19 protein-coding genes are annotated in these 19,537 nt (G+C 69.7%); 7 read left to right on the top strand and 12 right to left on the bottom strand.

Annotated elements, in window-relative coordinates; all coding sequences use genetic code 11:
- Positions 1–2: 2 nt before the first annotated feature.
- Positions 3–1,913, top strand: coding sequence for an FAD-dependent monooxygenase (locus A4U64_RS15635; protein WP_029542585.1), 1,911 nt, complete (start codon positions 3–5; stop codon positions 1,911–1,913).
- A gap of 64 nt (positions 1,914–1,977) precedes the next feature.
- Here A4U64_RS15635 and A4U64_RS15630 read toward each other — a convergent pair whose 3' ends face one another.
- The 5 genes from A4U64_RS15630 to A4U64_RS15610 all read right to left on the bottom strand — a co-directional run bounded on the left by A4U64_RS15630 (position 1,978) and on the right by A4U64_RS15610 (position 6,085).
- A complete protein-coding gene (locus A4U64_RS15630; protein WP_006939120.1) occupies positions 1,978–3,000 on the bottom strand; it encodes an alpha/beta hydrolase in 1,023 nt (340 codons plus the stop codon).
- A gap of 406 nt (positions 3,001–3,406) precedes the next feature.
- Positions 3,407–3,937, bottom strand: coding sequence for a flavodoxin domain-containing protein (locus A4U64_RS15625; protein ID WP_006939119.1), 531 nt, complete (start codon positions 3,935–3,937; stop codon positions 3,407–3,409).
- Between the two features lie 39 nt (positions 3,938–3,976).
- Complete coding sequence (locus A4U64_RS15620; protein ID WP_006939118.1) at positions 3,977–4,825, bottom strand: alpha/beta fold hydrolase; 849 nt, start codon at positions 4,823–4,825, stop codon at positions 3,977–3,979.
- Complete coding sequence (locus A4U64_RS15615) at positions 4,822–5,349, bottom strand: flavodoxin domain-containing protein (RefSeq protein WP_006939117.1); 528 nt, start codon at positions 5,347–5,349, stop codon at positions 4,822–4,824. Before A4U64_RS15615 ends, A4U64_RS15620 begins: the two co-directional genes overlap by 4 nt.
- An 82-nt stretch (positions 5,350–5,431) precedes the next feature.
- Entirely contained in the window at positions 5,432–6,085 is a 654-nt protein-coding gene (locus A4U64_RS15610) for an NAD(P)-dependent oxidoreductase (RefSeq protein ID WP_006939115.1), read from the bottom strand.
- Between the two features lie 159 nt (positions 6,086–6,244).
- On the opposite strand from A4U64_RS15610, the gene A4U64_RS15605 reads away from it, so the two are divergent.
- Positions 6,245–6,952: a type 1 glutamine amidotransferase gene (locus A4U64_RS15605; protein ID WP_006939113.1), complete on the top strand. Its 708-nt coding sequence runs from the start codon at positions 6,245–6,247 to the stop codon at positions 6,950–6,952.
- 4 nt (positions 6,953–6,956) lie between these two features.
- Here the strand turns inward: A4U64_RS15605 and lhgO are convergent, their stop codons facing one another.
- From lhgO to A4U64_RS15590, 3 genes are all read right to left on the bottom strand, one after another.
- Positions 6,957–8,162, bottom strand: coding sequence for an L-2-hydroxyglutarate oxidase (gene lhgO, locus A4U64_RS15600; protein WP_006939111.1), 1,206 nt, complete (start codon positions 8,160–8,162; stop codon positions 6,957–6,959).
- Between the two features lie 87 nt (positions 8,163–8,249).
- Positions 8,250–9,446, bottom strand: coding sequence for an FAD-dependent monooxygenase (locus tag A4U64_RS15595; RefSeq protein WP_065922798.1), 1,197 nt, complete (start codon positions 9,444–9,446; stop codon positions 8,250–8,252).
- 39 nt (positions 9,447–9,485) lie between these two features.
- Complete coding sequence (locus A4U64_RS15590) at positions 9,486–10,739, bottom strand: MFS transporter (protein WP_006939104.1); 1,254 nt, start codon at positions 10,737–10,739, stop codon at positions 9,486–9,488.
- A gap of 47 nt (positions 10,740–10,786) precedes the next feature.
- Between A4U64_RS15590 and A4U64_RS15585 the strand changes: the two genes are divergently transcribed.
- The 4 genes from A4U64_RS15585 (at position 10,787) to A4U64_RS15570 (ending at position 14,380) form a co-directional block, all read left to right on the top strand.
- Positions 10,787–11,629 carry an IclR family transcriptional regulator gene (locus A4U64_RS15585; RefSeq protein WP_006939102.1) on the top strand — a complete coding sequence of 281 codons (843 nt, stop codon included), beginning with the start codon at positions 10,787–10,789 and terminating at the stop codon, positions 11,627–11,629.
- A gap of 125 nt (positions 11,630–11,754) precedes the next feature.
- Positions 11,755–12,825, top strand: coding sequence for a cupin domain-containing protein (locus A4U64_RS15580; protein ID WP_065922797.1), 1,071 nt, complete (start codon positions 11,755–11,757; stop codon positions 12,823–12,825).
- A gap of 6 nt (positions 12,826–12,831) precedes the next feature.
- The gene (locus tag A4U64_RS15575; RefSeq protein ID WP_029542600.1) at positions 12,832–13,653 is read left to right on the top strand and encodes a fumarylacetoacetate hydrolase family protein; all 822 of its coding nucleotides are present in this window, start codon (positions 12,832–12,834) and stop codon (positions 13,651–13,653) included.
- Between the two features lie 10 nt (positions 13,654–13,663).
- Positions 13,664–14,380, top strand: a complete 717-nt coding sequence (locus A4U64_RS15570) for a maleylpyruvate isomerase family mycothiol-dependent enzyme (RefSeq protein ID WP_050034912.1) — start codon at positions 13,664–13,666, stop codon at positions 14,378–14,380.
- A 67-nt stretch (positions 14,381–14,447) separates the two neighbouring features.
- On the opposite strand, the gene A4U64_RS15565 is transcribed toward A4U64_RS15570, so the two are convergent.
- The 4 genes from A4U64_RS15565 to A4U64_RS15550 all read right to left on the bottom strand — a co-directional run bounded on the left by A4U64_RS15565 (position 14,448) and on the right by A4U64_RS15550 (position 18,122).
- A complete protein-coding gene (locus A4U64_RS15565) occupies positions 14,448–14,795 on the bottom strand; it encodes an excalibur calcium-binding domain-containing protein (protein ID WP_029542604.1) in 348 nt (115 codons plus the stop codon).
- 391 nt (positions 14,796–15,186) lie between these two features.
- Positions 15,187–16,296, bottom strand: coding sequence for an alcohol dehydrogenase catalytic domain-containing protein (locus tag A4U64_RS15560; protein ID WP_006938963.1), 1,110 nt, complete (start codon positions 16,294–16,296; stop codon positions 15,187–15,189).
- 98 nt (positions 16,297–16,394) lie between these two features.
- Positions 16,395–17,015, bottom strand: coding sequence for a cysteine hydrolase family protein (locus A4U64_RS15555; protein ID WP_006938964.1), 621 nt, complete (start codon positions 17,013–17,015; stop codon positions 16,395–16,397).
- A gap of 33 nt (positions 17,016–17,048) precedes the next feature.
- Positions 17,049–18,122 carry an LLM class flavin-dependent oxidoreductase gene (locus A4U64_RS15550; protein WP_029542606.1) on the bottom strand — a complete coding sequence of 358 codons (1,074 nt, stop codon included), beginning with the start codon at positions 18,120–18,122 and terminating at the stop codon, positions 17,049–17,051.
- 285 nt (positions 18,123–18,407) lie between these two features.
- Between A4U64_RS15550 and A4U64_RS15545 the strand changes: the two genes are divergently transcribed.
- The gene (locus A4U64_RS15545) at positions 18,408–19,148 is read left to right on the top strand and encodes a GntR family transcriptional regulator (RefSeq protein WP_006938967.1); all 741 of its coding nucleotides are present in this window, start codon (positions 18,408–18,410) and stop codon (positions 19,146–19,148) included.
- The last annotated feature ends 389 nt before the right edge of the window (positions 19,149–19,537 follow it).

Raw genomic sequence — 19,537 nt, 5'->3', positions numbered from 1 at the left:
GCATGTCGACCTACTACCAGCCCCCCAAGTACCCCGCATCCGACTTCCCGTCGATGCAGCCCGACGCCGAGGCGCTGCCCGTCGTCGTCGTCGGAGCCGGACCCGTCGGCATGGCCGTCGCCCTCGGTCTCGCGCAGCGCGGCATCCCCGTGACGATCCTCGAGGCGGCGGACCAGGTCTCCTTCGGCAGCCGCGCCATCTGCATCTCCCGGCACAGCCTCGAGGCCGCCGCACGCCTCGGCTTCGGTGCCGAGCTCGAGAAGATCGTCCTGCCCTGGGTCGGTGGCCGCAGCTTCTACCGGGACCAGCAGGTGCTGCACTTCCGGATGCCGCAGCGCGAGTTCGATGTGCGGCCGCCGATGATCAACGTCTCGCAGTCCGAGTACGAGCAGATCGTCGTCGACACCATCGAACAGAACCCGCTCATCACGCTGCACTGGCAGGCGAGCATCGCCGGCATCCTCCGCGGCGACGACGAGGTGACCCTCGAGGTCGACACCGCGTTCGGCAAGCGCCACCTGCGCGCCGCGTGGGTCGTCGCCGCCGACGGCGGCCGCAGCCGCATGCGCGAGCTCGCGGGCCTGCGCCTCGAGGGCACCAACTACGAGGGCCGCTACGTCATCGCCGACATCCACTGGGAGTCGGACCTGCCCGCCGAGCGCATGGTCTGGTTCGATCCGCCGAGCAACCCCGGCTCGACGATCATCATGCACAAGCAGCCGAAGAACATCTGGCGCATCGACTACCAGCTCGACCCGTCCGAGGACGCGGAGATCGAGACCCAGGAAGACGCCATCCGGGCCCGCATCGCCAAGCACCTCGACTGGCTGCAGAACGACCTGCCCTGGACGCTCGAGTGGCACGGGTTCTACAGCGCCCGCGCCCTCGCGCTGCGCGAGTTCACCCACGACCGCATCCTCTTCGCCGGCGACGCCGCGCACCTCGTGCCGATCTTCGGCGTGCGCGGCCTGAACTCCGGCATGGAGGACGCCGAGACGCTGGCCTGGCAGCTCGCCGCCGTCGTCCACGGCAACGCCGACGCCGCGCTGCTGCAGGCGTACTCGATCGAGCGGCACGACGCGTGGGAGCAGAACGTCGCGAACGCCGGCAAGTCCACGCTCATCATGTCCCCGGGAACCCACGGGTACCGCACCACCCGCGACGCGGTGCTGGCGCTCGCCGTGGGCCGCCCCGAGTTCGGTGAACTGATCAACCCGCGCCAGTCCAGCGCCACCCACGCTCGCCTGTCGCCGCTGACCTGGCCGGTCGCGGAGGGCCTGACCGGGGTGCTGCCCGGTGACCCCGTCGAGGACCGCCGCGTGCGGGTCGTCACCGCCGACGGCAGCACCGCGTCGTCGCTCAACGTGGTTCGCGGCACCGGCTTCGCCGTCGTGGGCTTCGGCCTCGACGCCGACGGCAGTGCCGCCCTCGCCGCGGCCACTTCCGACCTCGCCGCCGCTCTTGCGCCGGAGAGCGTGCGCGCTGTTGCCGTCGGCGGTACCGCCGCCGACGGGGTCACGGTGCTCGACGCGCCCGACCTGGCCGAGGCGCTCGGCGCGACCGCGGGCGAGGCCTTCGTCATCCGCCCCGACGGCCTGCTGCTGTGCCGGGTGCCGGTCGCCGAACTGTCCGGCGTCGCGGCCGCGCTCCGCGCCGGCACGGCACCCGAGGGGCCGGCCGTCCCCGCACGCCCCGCGCAGGTGCTCACCGACGACGAGCAGCGCCGCGAGAACGTGTGGCTGGGTTTGTCGGATGCGCTCGACCAGGTGGACCCGTCCGACCGGGAAGGCTTCCTGGTCCGCCTCGCCCTGCAGCTCGGCTCGCAGGCCGGCCACCGCGAGTTCGAAGAGGCCATCGCTGCGGCGACCGACACGTCGCCGGTGCGCACCGAGGAACTGGCCCCACAGGCCTGAGTCCGTCCGACGACGGCACCCCCGCCCGGCGATCCCGGACGGGGGTGCCGTCGCGCGTTGCGGGTCAGGCGCCGATGGCGGAGCCGAGCATCGGCCAGGCCCGGTGCAGGTCCTCCTGCCAGTAGCCCCAGGAATGGGTGCCCACGGGCCGGAAGTCGACGGTGGCCGGGATGCCGAGCTCGGCGAGCCGCCGGGCCAGCAGATGCGTGCATTCGTTGGTGGCGGCCTCGATGATGCCCCCGACGACGACCTGCTCGGCAAGGTTCGCCGGGTCGCCGGCGACGTTCGGATGATCGAGCCGGTCGTACGGACCGGGCAACCCGGTGCCGTTGGACAGGTAGATCTGCGTCCCGCGCAGCTTCTCGGCGTTGACGTAGGGGTCGTTGGCCACCCATGTGGGGTCGCCTTCGGGACCCCACATGTTGTCGGTGTCGCCGCCACCGCGCGCCTCGACGACGAGTTCGACGTAGGTCCGGCCGGGACGGGTGCTCGTCTGGGCACAGCCACTGAAGGCGCCGACACCGCGGTACAGGCCCGGTGCGGATTGCGCGAGACTCAGCACAGAAGTCCCCGACATCGACAGTCCCGCAATGGCATTAGCCCCGGTGGTGCCGAGAGCCGCGTTGACGATCGGCGGCAGCTCGCGGGTGAGGAAGGTCGTCCACCGGTTCCGGCCGAGGACCGGGTCGTCCTGCTTCCAGTCGGTGTAGTAGCTGAACGCGCCTTCGAGCGGCAGCACCACGTTGACGTCCTTGTCGGCGAAGAAGTCGGCCACGTCGGTGCGGTCGAGCCAGGTGAGGGTGCCGCCGTCGCCGCCGCCGGCGCCGGCGAGCAGGTACAGCACCGGGCGTGGGGTGCTCGTGTCGCGCGGCAGCAGCACAGCCACCGGAATCACGCGGCTCATCGACGCCGAGTACACGTGCAGGGTGCGCTGCCGAGGGCTGTTGTCCTCGCTGCGCTCGAGGTACGAACCGTCGGCGCTCGGGGCCGGCTGTGCCGCCGCGGGTGCGGCCACGGCGAGCGCGGCGGCCGTCAGCGTCGCCGCGACGACTGCCGTCACTCGACGGAACGGTCTCGGACGGCGCATGGGATCACCTTCAGTCGGGACGAGATCCTTCGATGCTACGACGCACAAGAGCCCGCACGGGGCATGTGCGGGCTCTTGTGCGTCGGACGGTCAGCTGAGCAGATCCAGGATAAGTTCGAGCAGGTCACCGAGCTCGATTGAACCGAGCAAATCTTGGAGGCTTGACATGAAAGCTCCTTCATTCTGTTTGTTCGGGCGGACTTTTCATGTGTAACACGAGTGTGGTTGAGTCGCAGGAAATTCGGGTACCGATTACCCTTTTTATTTGATATTCGGTATTTCTGCCGGTCAGGGCCGGGGAAATCTGCAGATATATGGGTGAGCATATTGTTCGGACCGCGGCCGGGTCGCGGGGATTCGGAATTATGTGCGATTCGCGCGGTCGGCCCGAAATGTGAATTCCCGGCTACGGCCGGTCGATATTCCGGACGATCCGGGCGGCGAAGGCGTCGATGTCGGCCCAGTCCCGGTGATCGCCGTACCGGCCGCCGGTCAGGCGGAACACCACCCGGCCCAGAGGCCCCGGCCACTGCTCCGGCTCGATCGCCCCGGCGAAGGCCCGGTACTCGCGCACGTTCGCCGTCGCCCGCAGCGCCGCCGCCACCTTCGGCTCCTTCAGCTTCGGCCGCACCCACCCGGCCAGCCGCGCGGAGATCATCGCGCTCGTCGCACCGATGGTCTGCACCGAGAACAGCCACGCGGGCTTCCCAGCGAGGAGCGCGCGGTGCAGATCCGCGAAACGAGCGGCGGGAGCGAGCCACTGCCCGTTGTGCACCGAGCTGCCGAGCACGATCGCGGCGTAGTCCGACGGATCGACCGGCTCGGCCAGATCCCGAAGGTCCGCGTCGTGCCCGGCCTCGGTGAGCCGCTGTGCGATCCGTTCGGCCACGCCGCGGGCCGCCCCGTATGCCGTCGTGTACGCCACCAGTACCTTCACGTGAGCTCCCTCCGCCGACCTGTCCCGATGACGCGACGATTATCCGGCTGTGCCGGAGGGTGCCCGCCAGTTCCCCGGAAAGTCCGGCGCGTCGGGAGTGTCGAGAAAGCTCGAAGCGTCCCTCACGCTCCGCTCACCCGTTATCACGCCCAGGTGGCCCACCCCGGGATGGACGAGCGCCCGGCCCCGCGGCACGGCCGCCGCAGCCTCCCGGAACAGCGCCGCGCCGTAGAAGCCGTCCCGGTCGCCGCCGACCACGAGCACCGGACACGACACCTCGGGGAGCCGGGCGGTCACGTCGAAGCGGTCCTCGGCCTCGGCCACGGCGAGGAAATCGTCGTACCCGTGCCGGGCACCCGACGGCTCGAGCAGCCATCCCAGCGTCCACAGCAGCCTGCGCGACCACCATCGCGCCCCCGTCGTCGCCGCGAGCTCCGCCATCGCCCGTCGCGGATGCCCCTCGCGCACGGCGGCCGCGGCCCGTCGCTGCACCTCGCGGCCCGGGCCGAGGCGGTGCGCCGACGCCACGAGCACCAACCTGCGCACCAGCGCCGGGTGGTCGAGAGCCAGCTGGAGCGCGACGCTGCCGCCGGTCGAGACACCGAGGACGTCGACCGGGCCGGGGAAGTGGTCGGGCATCGCCTCCGCGTAGTCGCGGGCGAGATCCGCCATGGTGGTCCCCGGCTGCAGGCCCGGCCGGCGGTTCACCCACCACACGCGCCGCGTCGTCGTCCAGGGCGCGATCTGTCCCAGCTGGGTGCGGCGGTCGAAGCCGCGGGGTGGCCGGTGGTGGTTCGACAGGCCGGGCATGAACAGCAGGGGCGGACCCGTACCGGCGCGCAGGTAGGGCATGCCCGAGTTCCAGGTGCCCTCCTGCGCTGCGATCACGCCGCGTCCAGCGTCCGTGCGATGCTCCTCGCCCAGTCCTCGATCTCCTGCCAGTCCCGGAAATCGCCTTCAGGCAAGAGCTTTCGTCCGGCGGGCAGCTTGCGCATCAACCGCGCTCCGACACCGAGCGTCTTCGGGTCGAGGGCGCCGAAGAACACGTGATGCTCCCGTGGCGCGACCGCGTCGGTCAGCTCCGAGAGTTCCTGCGGTACCGCGCTCTCCCGCACGTTCTGTCCCTGTTCGTCGACCTCGTCGGTGCCGAGCGGTCCGCTGGTGAACAGCCAGACCGGGCGGGCGACGAGTCCGTCGCGGTGCTCGCGGACGAACGCGCTCGCCGGCTTCTCCCAGTGCCCCAGGTAGGCGGAACTGCCGACGACGCACGCGTCGTAGTCGTCCACCGACGCCGGAGCCGGCAGTTCCAGAGTGTCCGCCACGTGCCCCTCGGTCCGGATCACCTCGGCGATCCGCTCCGCGATCCCGGCGGTGGCGCCGTGCCGGCTGGCGTATGCAACGAGAACCTTCATGGCGGATACCCCTGTCGTCGAGCTGTGCTCCTGCCGGCCCGTTCCACCATCGGCCCCGCCGGCGTCACCCGTCAAGCGCTGCTCAGCCGAGTGCGTCGAGGGCCTCCTCGATCGGGGTGTCCCCGTTGTTGAACTCGATGGTGCGCCGCACCGTCGCGGGCCGGTGCAGCACCGCCGCCGCGACCGCCGCCACGTCCGCCCGCGAGACCTGCCCCTTGCCGGCGTCCGGGCCGGTCTCGATCCGGCCCGTCGGCGGATCCAGGGTCAGCAGGCTCGGGCCCAGGATCGTCCAGTCCAGATCGGTGCCGCGCAGGTGCGCGTCCGCGGCCGCCTTCGCCTCGGCGTACGGATGGAAGCCGTTGTCCTCGGGCACGCCGTGGTCCGGGCCGGCCCCGAAGTACGACACCATGATGTAGCGGCGAACCCCCGCGCGCTCGGCCGCGGTCATCGAGGCGATCGCCGCGTCGCGGTCCACGGCGTACGTGCGCTGCGGATTGCCGCCGCCCGCGCCGGCCGACCACACCACGGCGTCGTGACCGGACAGCAGCGGCACGAGTTCGTCGACGCCGAGGTGCTCGACGTCGGCCACGACGGGGGTCGCGCCCGCGGCGCGCACGTCGTCGGCGTGGTCGGGGTTGCGGATCACCGCGGTCACCTCGTCGCCGGCGTCGGCGAGCAGCCGCTCGAGGTGCAGTGCCACCTTCCCGTGGCCGCCGATGATCACGATCCGTGCCATGTCGAATCCTTCCGTCGCCGGCCCGCCCGTCGGGCCGCCTCCCACCATCGCACCACGGCGGCGGTGGTCCGTGGGGGAGCACCGGTCGGCGACGTTCGCTCACCGAACGTTCACGCCCCGGGCACCCGAGGTGCAACGTACAGCGGGCATGCTGGGGCGATGAACCCTGTCGTCCTGGAACTCCGCCACGTCGAATGCGAGGGCCCCGCCGCGTATCTGCCGGTGCTCGAGCAGTACGCGCAGGTGCGCACCGTCCGGCTCGGGCGCGACCCGGTGCCCACGGCGCTCGACTACGCCGCCGTCGTCGTCATGGGCGGCCCGATGGGCGTCGCCGACGCCGCGACGCTGCCGTGGCTGGGGGAGGAGATCGCGTACCTGCGGTCCGCCGTCGCCGCCGGCATTCCGGTGTGGGGGGTGTGTCTCGGCGCGCAGCTGCTCGCCGCGGCCCTCGGCGCCGACGTCTACACCGGCCCCGTCCCGGAGGTCGGCGTGGGGGAGGTGGAACTCGCGCACGCCTCGGCCGCCGACCCGGTGTGGGGCGAGCTGCCGTCCACCTTCCCGGTGCTGCAGTGGCACGCCGACACCTTCGACCTGCCGCCGGGCGCCACCCTGCTCGCGTCGTCGCGGGCCTACCCGAACCAGGTGTTCCGGCACGGCAGCAGTTACGGCGTGCAGTTCCATCTCGAGGCCGACGCCGACCAGCTCGGTGGCTGGCTCGCGATCGACGAGTACCGGGCGTCGCTCGAGGCGGCCCTCGGGCCCGGGTCCGCCGACGCCGTCGCCGCCGAACTGCGCTCGGTACAGCCCGAGACCGTCGCGCACGCGGCGGCCGTGATGAAGCGGTGGCTCGAGACGTACGTCGTGTGAGCGCTCAGGCCTGCAGACCGGCCCGCTCGAGCGCCGCGCCGACGAGGTGCTCGGCGATCGCCATCGACGACGTCGCGCCGGGGGAGGGGGCGTTGCGCAGGTGGACCACGCGCCCGTGCCCGGTGATGACGAAGTCGTCGACGAGCGAGCCGTCGGCCTCCATGGCCTGCGCGCGGATCCCCCGGGGTCCGGGGAGCACGTCGGCGACGGTCAACCCGGGCACGTACTTCGCGGCCTCGGCGACGAACCGCCGGATGCTCACGGCCGTGCGCAGCTCGCGCGTCGCGGCCGGGACGTTGCGGACGGCGAAGCGGCGGAATCCGGGGAAGACGAGGGCGTCGCGCAGGTCCCGCAGCGACCCCGACCGGCGGCGGTACGCCTCGCGGCCCGGCGCCAGGAACGCGTTGGGCCCGACCATGATCGCGCCGTCGATCCGTTTGGTCAGGTGCACGCCGAGGAACGGGTACCGCGGATCGGGTACCGGATAGATCAGTCCGCGCACTCGCCCGGCCGCCTCGGGCCGCAGCAGGTGGTAGTCGCCGAGGAACGGCACGATCGCGGGTGTCGCGAGGTCCCCGGCGCCGTGGGCGAGCCGATCCGACTGCAGGCCCGCGCACGTGATCACCAGGTCGAAGCCGTCGGTGCCGGTGTCGGTGCCGACGAGCACCTCGTCACCGAGGGAGCGGATCGCCGTGACGGGCGTGGCGAGCCGGACGGTGCCGCCCGCCGCGGTGACATCGTCGGCGAGAGCGGTGGTCACCGCGACGTAGTCGACGATGGCGGTGTGCGGGGAGTGCAGGGCGGCGATGCCGCGCGCGTGCGGCTCGATGTCGGTGATCTCGTCGGGCCCGATCCGGCGGATTCCCGGCACCCCGTTGGCGACGGCGCGGTCGTGGATGGCGTCGAGACGGTCGAGTTCGCTGTCGTCGAGCGCGACGACGAGCTTGCCGCACTCCTCGTACGGCAGGCCGCGGGCGGCGGTGAACTCGGCGAGCAACTGCACCCCGCGCCGGCACAGGCGCGCCTTGAGGCTGCCGGGCGGGTAGTACAGCCCGGCGTGCACCACCCCGCTGTTGTGGCCGGTCTGGTGCGCGGCGAGCCGGGGTTCCTTCTCGAAGAGGGTGACGTCGGCCCCGTGCATCGCCAGCTTCCGCGCGGTGGCGGCGCCGATGATCCCCCCGCCCACGACGGCGGCCCGCAGCGAACCCATGCGCGCCAGCCTACGAGCCGGCGGCCGAATGTCACACGGGTTCGCTTGGATCGAACGCGTGTGACATTCGGCCACACGCCCGGTGGCTCAGCGGTTGCGGTCGGAGCTGTAGCCCCACAGCCAGTCGGTGTACTTGTAGCTCGACGTGTCGCGGATGCGGAACAGCTCGTTGCGGGCCTCGCGGCCGGCACCGTCGAGGTGCCAGAGGTCGCCCCACATGCGGCCGGTGGTGAGGATGCGGTTGCAGCGCGGTGCGCGCTCGGCGTTGACGTCGCGCAGGATCTTCGGCCAGTTGGCGTTGTCGCCCTGGTAGTCCTCGGCGGCGTAGTCGGCCAGGCACTTGGCGTCCTCGAGCGCCATGACGGCGCCGGAGGCGAGGTACTGCAGCGGCGGGTGCGCGGCGTCGCCGAGCAGGATCATGCGGCCGTCGACCCAGTTGTCGATCGGGTTGCGGTCGAACATCGGCCACCAGCGGTCGGTCCACAGGTACTTCAGCGCGGTCTGGACGCTCTCGTGGCAGTGGTCGTAGGCGTGCGCGAGTTCGTCCGGGCTGCCCCACTTCTCTTCACCGCGCAGGAATGCGGGCGACTGGAAGACGGCAACCTGGTTGAGCATCTCGCCCTGGCGCAGCGGGTACTGGATGAAGTGGCAGCGCGGGCCGATGTAGCCGACGACGTCCTCGATCTCTTCCTCGAGCGGGACCTCGTTCATCGGGAACGTGCCGCGGAAGGCGACGTATCCGGAGCCGACCGGCTTGTCGTCGGACAGCTTCGGGCGCAGCCGCGAGTGCAGGCCGTCCATGCCGAGAGCGATGTCGCCGACGTGCTCCTCACCGTTCTCGAGGATGACGCGGATCTTGTCGCCTTCGGTGACGACGTCGTTCACGGGGGCGTCGGTGCGCAGGTCGGCGCTGGCCCGGCGGGCGGCGTCGACGAGCACCGCGTGCAGATCGGAGCGGTGGACGACGAAGTACACGCCGCCGTAGTGCTGCTGGTAGTCGTGGCCGAGGTCGACCTTGGTGAGGATCTCGGCGGTGACGGCGTCGCGGAAGACGAGGTTCTTCGGCAGGACACCCTTGGAGATGACCTCGTCGTAGACGCCGAGCGCCTGGAGGATGCGGGAGCCGTGCGGGCCGATCTGCAGTCCGGCGCCCACTTCGCCGAACTCCGAAGCGCGCTCGAACAGCGTGACCTCGGCTCCCCTGAGGGCGAGGGCGAGGGCGTTGGCGACTCCGCCGATGCCGCCGCCGGCGATGAGAACCCGCGCGTCCTTCAGATCGGACATGACACTCCTTGTGGTCGGTAGATCGATATGACGAATGGATCAGTGGGCCATGATCGGGCCGCGCGGTGCGTCGTCGCTGACGGGGAAGCGCTTCCACACGACGGTCAGCAACAGCGAGGCGATCAGCGCGCTCACGGCGAAGAGGATGAAGTTCGAGTTCGCGCCCAGTCCGGCGGCGAGCAGCCAGCCGCCGATCTGCGGGGCGGCCACGGCCCCGATCCGGCCGACGCCGAGCGCCCAGCCGAGCGCGGTGCCGCGCAGATGGTCGGGGTAGTAGGAGGCCACCGCCGCGATGATGAGGCACTGCGTTCCGTGGGTGCCCACGCCGGCGAGCACGAAGATCGCGTACACCACCGCGGTGGGTGGGGAGAGCAGCAGGGCGAGCAGAGCCACGCCGGCGACGAACGCCGCGACGATGCTGGTGGGCACGGTGCCGAACCGCACGCCGCCCCACGCGGTGATGAACGAGCCGGCCACCGCGCCGAGGTTCAGCGCCAGCGCGAAGGTCAGGGCGCTGCCGAGGTCGGTGCCCGTGTTCTGCATGAGCTTCGGCAGCCACGTGCCCAGGCCGTACCAGGCGAGCAGCGTCACCACGGTGACCAGGGCGAACATGATGCTGATGGTCCGGAACCTCGAGCCGAGCAGTTCGCGGAAGCCGCCGCCGGCCGGGGCGTCCGTCTTGGAATGGGTGTTGGGCAGGTACTTCAGCGCCAACGGCACGAGGACGAACAGGGGCACGAGAGCGAACAGGAACATCGGGCGCCAGCCCCAGTTCGGGATGACCGGGATGCCGAGCAGGGCCGCGATGGATCCGCCGATCGGCACGCCGGACATCATCATCGTCGCGACGGCGGCGCGCCACCGCCGCGGAACGAGTTCGGCGGCCAGGGCGTTCGACGTCGGTACCAGGCCGCCGAGGCCGAGTCCGGCGATCAGCCGCATGGCGCCGAACATGAACGGACCGGTGGCGAAGGCGCAGAGCGTGGTGAACACCGACAGCACCACCACGCAGCCGATGACGGCCTGCTTGCGGCCGATCGCGTCGGACAGGCGCCCGGCGAGCACCGCGCCGATCATCATGCCGAGGAACGCGAGGCTGCCGAGGGTTCCGGCGGTCGCGGAGCTGATGCCCCACTCGTCCTGGAGGCTGGAGATGACGTTGCCGTAGACGATGAGGTCGTAGCCGTCGAAGACGACGAACAGCCAGCAGACGATCACGGCGAGCGCCGTGCCGCGATTCAGGACGATCGTGCGTTCGCCGGGGGCGGCGTCGGCGCCGGAAGAACTGTGCATGGCTCTACCGTGATGCGCCCCACGCTCCGGTGCAATAAAGTTCTGGTGTGCAGAAAAAGTCCGCGGCCCCGAAGAAGGCATCGAAGACCATCACCCGGCCGTCGTATGCGCTGGAATCGGTGGACAACGCCCTGCGCCTGCTGCAGATGCTCCGCGACGTCGGTGCGCTGCGGCTCAAGGACGCCGCCGAGGAACTCGGGACGGCCCCGTCGACGGCCCACCGCCTGCTGTCGATGCTGGTGTACCGGGGGTTCGCCGTGCAGGACGAGAAGCGCCGCTACCACCCCGGCCCGGCGATGGGAGTGGGACCCGCGCAGCAGGGCTGGACGCGGGAACTCACCGAACTCTGCCGGCCGCACATGGAGGCGCTGGCGATCCTGACCGGCGAGACGATCAACCTCGTCATCCGGGTGGGGTCGCAGGCCCGGTTCCTCTACTCCGCGGAGTCCGAGTCGATGCTGCGGGTCGGCGACCGCCAAGGTCAGGTGCTGGCCGCCGAGCTCACGGCCGGAGGGCGAATCCTGTTGGCGGAGTTGCCCAGGCAGACGCTCGAGCAGCTCTACCTGAGGCCGCCGGAAGAGCCGCACATCGATCCGCGCCCGATCGCGGGGTACGGGGTGGACCGCCGGCTCGCCCCCGGGGAATTCGAGGTGTTCCTCGCCGAGCTCGAGGCGGCCCGCAGGGTGGGGTTCGCCGTCAACGTGGAGCAGACCGAGGAGGGAGTCGCCGCATTCGGTGTCGCCGTCCGCAACGGGCGCGGGCGGGCGATCGCGGCGATCACGGCCGCGGTGCCGATCACGCGGTACCGCCAGCATCTGAACGGGGCCCTCGTCTCCCGGATGCGCGCGACGGTCCGCGGGATCGAGGTCGACGTCGCGCACATCGAATGACGCGGCCCGGGCCCCGCGGAGGGTGGCGCAGGGATTCCGCATAGAAGAATTGTTTGTGCTGCGGGAGGACCGGCGACCTACGTTGAGAGCAACGCCGCACGTGTCCCGCTTCACGAGGAGAGGTCATGACCGCTACCGAGAACACCGATCCGGAGCTGCAGCAGCTCTACGCAGACTTCGAGACCGAGCACCTCAATCCGCTGTGGACCCAGCTGGGCGACCTGATGCCGATGGCCCCGACGTCCAAGGCCGTGCCGTTCGTGTGGAAGTGGTCGACCCTGTACCCGCTGGCCCAGCGGGCGGGCGATCTCGTGCCCGTCGGCCGCGGCGGCGAGCGGCGTGCCATCGCGCTGGCCAACCCCGGTCTCGGCGGCGTCCCCTACGTCACCCCCACGCTGTGGGCGGCGATCCAGTACCTCGGCCCCAAGGAGACCGCGCCCGAGCACCGGCACTCGCAGAACGCCTTCCGGTTCGTCGTCGAAGGCGAGGGCGTGTGGACCGTCGTCAACGGCGATCCGGTGGCCATGTGCCGCGGCGACTTCCTGCTCACCCCCGGCTGGAACTTCCACGGCCACCACAACGAGACCGACCATCCGATGGCCTGGATCGACGGCCTCGACATCCCGTTCGTCCACTACACCGACACCGGGTTCTTCGAGTTCGGCTCCGACGGGGTGACCGACGAGTCCACCCCGGACGTCTCCCGCTCCGAGCGGCTGTGGGTGCACCCCGGCCTGCGCCCGCTCGTCGGCCTCGACGCCAAGTCCAGCTCGCCGATCGCGTGCTACCGCTGGAAGTACACCGACGCGGCGCTGAACGAGCAGCTCGCCCTCGAGGACGAGGGCTACGCCGCCACCCCGGAACCCGGCCACGCCGCCGTCCGGTACACCAACCCGACCACCGGCGGCGACGTCATGCCCACGATCCGCGCCGAGTTCCACCGGCTGCGCGCCGGCGCGCACACCCGCACCCGGCGCGACGTGGGCTCGACCGTGTTCCAGGTCTTCGAGGGCGAAGGTCGCTTCCACCTCGGCGGCCGGGACCACACGGTCACCAAGGGGGACATGATCGTCGTGCCGTCCTGGGTGGAGTGGTCGCTCGAGACCGACGGCGGCGTCGACCTGTTCGCCTTCTCCGACGCCCCGATCGTCGAACGCCTGCACTTCAACCGCACCTACATCTCCGAAGGAGCCTGACCCGACATGCGACTCGCCACCCTCCGCCTCGACGGCACGACCGCCGCCGTGCGCGTCGATTCCGACACCACCGCCACCGTGATCGACGGCTACGCCGACCTGTCCGCTCTGCTGACCGACCCGGACTGGAAGACCGTCGCCGAGCGGGCCTCCGGACGCACCGTCGACCTGACGAACGCCGACTACGCGCCGGTCGTGCCGAACCCCGGCAAGATAGTCTGCGTCGGGTTGAACTACGGGACCCACATCAAGGAGATGGGCCGCGACCTGCCCGAGTACCCGACCCTGTTCTCGAAGTTCAAGGAGGCCCTCACCGGCCCCTACGACGACGTGATCGTCCCCGAGTACGCCGCCGCGCAGCTCGACTGGGAGGCCGAGCTGGCCGTCGTCATCGGCAAGCAGGCGTACCAGGTCTCCGAGGCCGACGCCGAGCAGTACATCGCCGGCTATTCGGTGATCAACGACTACACGATGCGCGACTACCAGTACCGCACGCTGCAGTGGGACCAGGGCAAGACGTTCGAGAAGACCAGCGGCTTCGGTCCGTTCCTGAGCACCGACTACGCCCTCGGCTCGCGCATCGAGACCCGGCTCGAGGGTGAGGTCATGCAGTCGGCCACCACGGACGATCTGGTGTTCACCCCGGCCAAGCTGGTGGACTACATTTCCCACATCGTCACCCTGCAGCCCGGCGACGTCATCATCACCGGCACCACCGGTGGGGTCGGGCACGCCCGTAAGCCTGCTCGCTACATCGGCAACGGGGAGACGGTCGAGGTCAGCATCGAGGGCCTCGGTTCGGTGCGCAACAAGACCATCGTCAAGTAGGAGCTCACCCGTGGGGTTCAACGATCTCGACCTGTCCGAGCGGCTGCTGATCGCCCGGCGCGGCACCGCGTACTTCTCCCAGCGTCTCGCCGAACTCACCGACGACGAGCTGGACGCACCGACCGCGCTCGAGGGGTGGACGCGTAAGCACCTCGTCGCGCACGTCGGCTACAACGCCGCGGCCCTGTGCCGGCTCATGGACTGGGCCGCCACGGGCGTCGAGACGCCCATGTACGCCTCCACCGAGCAGCGCGGACAGGAGATCGCCGAGGGCGCCACCCTCAATGCGGCGGCGCTGCGGAACCTGTTCACCCACACCGTGGCCCGGCTCGACGAGAAGTGGCGGCACCTGCCGGAGTCGGCGTGGCAGGCGCAGGTCCGCACGGCGCAGGGCCGGCTGGTGCCGGCCGAGGAGACCGCCTGGATGCGCACCCGCGAGGTGTGGATCCACGCGGTGGATCTGGGCAACGGCGCGCGCTTCGGCGACTTCCCGCCCGTCGTCCTCGACTCGCTGCTCGACGACATCGTGGGGATGTGGCGCAAGAAGGATCTCGGCGCCGGCCTCGTGCTCGAGGTCGACGGTCGCGACCCGATCGCCGTGCAGCAGGACGCCGACCCGGTCACCAAGGTGAGCGGCCCGCTCGCCGCCGTGGTGCGCTGGGCCGCCGGACGTGGCGCCGTCGGACTCACCGCCGGCGCCGACGTGCAGCCGCCGCGCTGGCTCTGATCACCGCACACGACGACGGGGGCCTGCGACCGGACACGGTCGCAGGCCCCCGTCGCGTCGGTGGATCCTAGCGGGGGTCGACCTCGCAGGCGATGCCGTCGTCGTCGCGGTCCAGCTTCGGCGCGTAGCCGGGCTCGTCCCGGTACAGCGGCGCCACGCCGGCGTTCCACGCCTCGGTGCAGTTCTTGTATCCGACGCTCGGCGCGGGCGCGGGCGCGGGCGCGGGGGCCGGGGCCGGGGCCGCCTGGGGCGCGGGTGCCGGGGCAGGAGCCGGCGGGGCGGGCTGCGGGAACAGGAAATCCGCGGATCCGGTGGGCAGCAGGTCGGCGAGCGAGAATGCGTTCGCGGTGGCCGGAGCGGCGACGACGAGGGCAGCGCACCCGGCCGCGGTGGCGATGAGCCGACGAATCTTCATGTGTGTCTCTTTCTCTCGGGACGGCGCACGGATCGGGGGAATCCGCGCGGCCGCTCGATTATCCCTTTTGTCCATTCGCGGCACCGCATCGATCCCTTCTTCGATCATGAGAACTCGCTGATGTCGGTCTCCCCGAGGTTTCACGCGTGGGGACCACGGCTGGTGGTGCGCAACAGGGCGCACCGACGACAGGAGGACGATCATGGAGTTCGGCAGGAAGTGGATCGCAGTGGGAAATGAGCTTTGCTATCTCCAGACTCACATGATTTCGGCTATCGGCACTGAACCTGCAATGCGCGCGTAGCTACCGGCGCTGAATGCAGATGACCTTCGCATCTTCATCGCAAAGGCCATCTGCACCGAGTCTCGCTCTTATCTTTCGCGTGTCACCTCAGGGAACGCTGATGAAGTTCGAAAATCCGCCATGTCGGGCAGGCAGGTCGGCGAGTGCTTCGTTGATCTTCTCGAGCGGGAAACTGTGGTGTTCGAAGACCGAGAGGTCGAGGACCCCGGCGCCAGCGAGGTCGGCCATGTCCTGGGCTTCGGCGGTGGAGAACCACAAGCTGCCGAGCACGCTGATCTGCCGGCACATCAGCGAGAACATATCCAGCGGTGGGCGTTCCATCATGCCGCCGATATCGACCGCGACGCCACCGCGACGGAGGGTGGTAATGGCGTCGAGGAACGATTCGGCAGGGGCGCCGGGACCGAGGGCGTCGATGACGATGTCGACGCCCTCGCCGTGGTTGTGCTCGTGCACCCAGCTGCGCAGCTCACCCTCCCCGGCGGGGAGGACGTGGATGCGGTCGGGGGCGATCGCGCGGACGTCGTCGAGCAGGCCGGCGTTGCGGCCGGTGCCGAAGATGCGGGTCGCGCCGAGCGCGAGGGCGTTCAGGCAGGTGCCCAGGCCCAGAGTTCCTGAGATGCCGTCGATCAGGACCGTGGTGCCCGGGCCGGCGCCGGCCTTGCGCAGTGCCGAGTAGCCGGTGCCGAGATAGCCGAAGCGGGCGCCTTCCTCGAAGCTGACCGTGTCGGGCAGTTTGACCAGATTGCGTTGGGGTGCGGTCAGATACTCGCTGAGGCCGCCATAGGGGTAGGCGTCGAACATTTTCTGGCCGTCGGCGCCGAAGGAGAAGTAGCCCATGAAGGTATAGCGGTCACAGTTCTGATCGTTGCCCTGCCGGCAGGCGCGGCAGCCGCCGCAGGAGATGCCGGGGTTGACGTAGACCCGGTCACCGACGGCGACGTCGGTGACATGGCTGCCGACGGCGGCGACGACACCGGCAGAGTCGAGACCGAAGACGGCGGGGAGCTTGGGCAGCGGCAGATAGGGGAACCATTCGCTGTAGGTGGCCAGGACGTTGCTCAGGTTCGGCACGACGTTGCATGCCTTGACCTGTACCAGCACATCGGTCGGCCGTGGCTCGGGAACAGGGAGGTCCTCGATCTGCATCGGCTGATTGATCTCGTGGAGGCGGGCCACACGCATGGTGGACTTCATGTACGAAAACTCCTGATATTTAGTGTGTTTGGTCGCGGTCTATAGGTGGGGATGTACGGCGCGGTCATGTGCCCGCATCGAAGCGAGCTTCGGTGTGATCAGGCGCGGGTGCCGGTGACCGTCGCGGTCAGGGCGGTGCGGACCTCGTCGACGGTGCTGATCTCGGCCAGCAGTCCGAGTGAGTCGATGCTCGCGTGGTGCGCTGCGGGGGTGGCTGCGGAGCATGCATCTTCGACGATCACCACCCGGTAGCCGAGATCGCTGGCCACCCGGGCAGTGCCCTCGACGGAGGCGTTCGTGGCCACTCCGGCGAAGACGAGAGTGGTGATGCCCTTCTCGCGCAGGACGGTGTCGAGGTCGGTACGAGCGAACGCGCCGATGCGCTGATGGGTGAGCACGATGTCATCTCCGTGCGGTGCGAGCGGTTCAACGATCTCGGCGAGTTCGCTGCCCTCTTTGAGGCAGCCGGATTGAGCGACGATGCCCAGCAGGGGTGAATTGACCTCGAGATCGGAGAAGTCGGGCTTCCACGCGACCCGGGTGTAGACGACGGTTGCGGCGGCCGTGCGGGCGGCGGCGATGAGCGCGGCAATCTGGTCGATGACGTGGCGTACGGTGACCTGCTGGTGGAAGAAGTCGGCGAAGGCGCCGGTGGGGCCGACGATGTCGCCTTGGCAGTGCACTGCCACGACGGCGGTGGTGCGCGGGTCGAGTTCCATCAAGAGCTCCTGGCTGGGAAAGGGTGGGGGCGGTCAGGCGTGGGCGAGGATCGAGTGCCCGATGTTGTCGATGTCGCGGGCAGCGGTGAACGGGTTGGACAGGAAGACCTGGAGTATGTCGACGCCGGCCTCGCGCATCAGGGCCGCCTTCTCGCGCAGGTCGGCGGGGGATCCGTACAGGCACCAGTAGTCGACGAGTTCTTTGGTGATGATCGGACGGTGTCGGGGATCGAGTCCGCGCAGGTATTTCGCCCAGACATCGAGGTAGTGCGGCTGGTCCGGGGTCTTCGGGTCAGCGAGGTACTGCTGGGCGGCGGTGAGGGACGCGTCGACAATCGGATCGCCGAGCTCTTCGCGGTGCTGGTCCATCAGCCCGGCGTTGGTGATGCATGAGCTGATCGGGCCGGAACCGAAGCCGTTGGTGACGCCGTCTTCCCAGGTTTCCCCGTTGCCGAGTTGGTAGAACCACGACAGAGAGACGAGCTTGACCGAACCCGGTGCCCGGCCGGCATCGGCGACCGCCTTGTCGAGTTCGCGGCGGATCAGGCCGATCATGTCGGTGTCGGGCCCGAGGCAGTAGACGACGGCGTCTGCGTACTTCGCCGCCTCGGCGAGCCCGCGGGGTCCGCCGGCCGCGACCCAGATTGGTATGTGGTCGGTGACGTTGTAGAAGCCACTGTCCTTGTCGAGGAACTCCACTTCCCGGGACTGCCCGAGCCAATGGTGGGTGACCCGGTGGCCGGCCATCAGCTCTCGTGAGACTTCGATGGCGTGGGTGAGTTCGGAGATCTTCGCGGTGCGGTTGCCCATCGAGCGCAGGGCGTTGTTGGCGGTGCCGATGCCGAGGAAGGTCCGGCCGGGGGCCAGGGCGTTGAGGGTGGCCATCGAATTGGCGGTGACCGGGGCGATCCGGGTCAGCGGATTGGTGACCATGGTGCCCAGGTTGATGGTGCTGGTGTGCTGGGTGGCAAGGGCGAGGAACTGGTAAGGGTCGGAGAACAGCAAGGGGCCTTCGCCGACGCCGAAGTGTGTGATGCCCAGGTCCTCGGCCCGTTTCACCACTGCGACCTGATCGATCTTGGCGCAGGTACCGATACAGAATTCCATGTTCTTCTCCTTGCATGTGGCCCGCGTTGCCGAGGGCACTGCTCGGCCTGTCGCCCGCAGAGGGCGCATGTCCGGGTGCCGGGATATGGCGCGTACGGCGTGCCCTCCGGCGTTAACCCCGAGGTTGGCCACGATGCCCCGTCCATCAGGTCTGGAATGCTAGCGTTCCAGACGAAGGTAACCCACAGTGACTCACACCACAAGTACTAGAATGCAAGCTGTTGCGGTGAGCGCCGCGGCATAAGGGGGAGCCATGTCCGGGACGCCGACGGAAAGCCTGACTCGATGACCACCACCGACACCGGCCCCAAGCCGGGCAGTGAGGCCGCCGCCCTGCTCGCCAATGTCCGCACCTCGGGGGCGCGGCTGTCCTCCGCGTTGTACGACATTCTGAAGAACCGGCTGCTCGAAGGGCGCTATGCGGCAGGCGAGAAGATCGTCGTCGAGTCGATCCGGCAAGAGTTCGGGGTGAGCAAGCAGCCCGTCATGGACGCTCTGCGCCGCCTGTCCAGCGACAAGCTGGTCCACATCGTTCCCCAGGTCGGTTGCGAGGTCGTCTCCTACGCCCCGCGCGAAGTGGAAGACTTCTACACCCTGTTCGGCGGTTTCGAAGGGACCATCGCCGCGGTAGCGGCCTCCCGGCGGACCGAGGCCCAGTTGCTGGAGCTGGACCTGATCTCGGCGCGGGTCGACGCCCTGATCACCTCCCACGACCCGGTGGTCCGCGCCCGCGGGTACCGCGTGCACAACCGGGAGTTCCATGCGGCCATCCACGCGATGGCGCACTCGCGGATCATGGAGGAGACCAGCCAGCGAATGTGGGATCTGTCGGACTTCCTGATCAACACCACCGGCATCACCAACCCGCTCTCGAGCGCACTGCCCGACCGGCAGCATGACCACCACGAAATCACCGAGGCCATCCGCAACCGTGACGCAGCTGCCGCCCGCGAGGCCATGGAACGCCACATCGTCGGCACCATCGCAGTAATCCGCGACGAATCCAACGCCCAGCTGCCGAGCTAGACCCCGATACCCGGGCCATCGACCGGCTCCGCTATCGCGCCACCTACGCCGAGGGGGGACTCTCGGCCGTAGCGCTGCAGACGATCCACCGGCACCCTCCGCGCTGACCCCTGTCTCGCCCCAGAGGGCCGGCGCGCCGTCGATCACCTTTACCCTCATCCAGAGACTTGCGTCACCCTCTATGCCCGAGTAGCGTCTGAACTAGACGTCTAGCATTCTAGTCGAGTGCTCCCTCTCGAAGATTCTCCAGAGAACCCCTCTCGAACATCCCCAGAAGAAAGGAGCGGCCATGACGACCGCTTCGCACGCATCGTCCTTCGGGGCACGAGCCCACTTCCGCCCACAGATCGGGGAAGCCCGACCGTGAGCACCACACCTACCTCCCCGAC

It is taken from the genome of Rhodococcus sp. WB1, from assembly GCF_001700945.1.
Lineage (GTDB): Bacteria > Actinomycetota > Actinomycetes > Mycobacteriales > Mycobacteriaceae > Rhodococcus > Rhodococcus aetherivorans.
This window is presented reverse-complemented; position numbering and strand designations above follow the sequence as displayed.

What these genes read in the sequence shown, in the direction of transcription:
- A4U64_RS15635 (WP_029542585.1), top strand. Translation starts at nt 3, where the DNA reads ATGTCGACCTACTACCAGCCCCCCAAGTACCCCGCATCCGACTTCCCG.
- A4U64_RS15630 (WP_006939120.1), bottom strand. Translation starts at nt 3,000, where the DNA reads ATGCGCCGTCCGAGACCGTTCCGTCGAGTGACGGCAGTCGTCGCGGCG.
- A4U64_RS15615 (WP_006939117.1), bottom strand. Translation starts at nt 5,349, where the DNA reads ATGAAGGTTCTCGTTGCATACGCCAGCCGGCACGGCGCCACCGCCGGG.
- A4U64_RS15610 (WP_006939115.1), bottom strand. Translation starts at nt 6,085, where the DNA reads ATGGCACGGATCGTGATCATCGGCGGCCACGGGAAGGTGGCACTGCAC.
- A4U64_RS15605 (WP_006939113.1), top strand. Translation starts at nt 6,245, where the DNA reads ATGAACCCTGTCGTCCTGGAACTCCGCCACGTCGAATGCGAGGGCCCC.
- lhgO (WP_006939111.1), bottom strand. Translation starts at nt 8,162, where the DNA reads ATGGGTTCGCTGCGGGCCGCCGTCGTGGGCGGGGGGATCATCGGCGCC.
- A4U64_RS15595 (WP_065922798.1), bottom strand. Translation starts at nt 9,446, where the DNA reads ATGTCCGATCTGAAGGACGCGCGGGTTCTCATCGCCGGCGGCGGCATC.
- A4U64_RS15590 (WP_006939104.1), bottom strand. Translation starts at nt 10,739, where the DNA reads ATGCACAGTTCTTCCGGCGCCGACGCCGCCCCCGGCGAACGCACGATC.
- A4U64_RS15580 (WP_065922797.1), top strand. Translation starts at nt 11,755, where the DNA reads ATGACCGCTACCGAGAACACCGATCCGGAGCTGCAGCAGCTCTACGCA.
- A4U64_RS15575 (WP_029542600.1), top strand. Translation starts at nt 12,832, where the DNA reads ATGCGACTCGCCACCCTCCGCCTCGACGGCACGACCGCCGCCGTGCGC.
- A4U64_RS15565 (WP_029542604.1), bottom strand. Translation starts at nt 14,795, where the DNA reads ATGAAGATTCGTCGGCTCATCGCCACCGCGGCCGGGTGCGCTGCCCTC.
- A4U64_RS15560 (WP_006938963.1), bottom strand. Translation starts at nt 16,296, where the DNA reads ATGAAGTCCACCATGCGTGTGGCCCGCCTCCACGAGATCAATCAGCCG.
- A4U64_RS15555 (WP_006938964.1), bottom strand. Translation starts at nt 17,015, where the DNA reads ATGGAACTCGACCCGCGCACCACCGCCGTCGTGGCAGTGCACTGCCAA.
- A4U64_RS15550 (WP_029542606.1), bottom strand. Translation starts at nt 18,122, where the DNA reads ATGGAATTCTGTATCGGTACCTGCGCCAAGATCGATCAGGTCGCAGTG.
- A4U64_RS15545 (WP_006938967.1), top strand. Translation starts at nt 18,408, where the DNA reads ATGACCACCACCGACACCGGCCCCAAGCCGGGCAGTGAGGCCGCCGCC.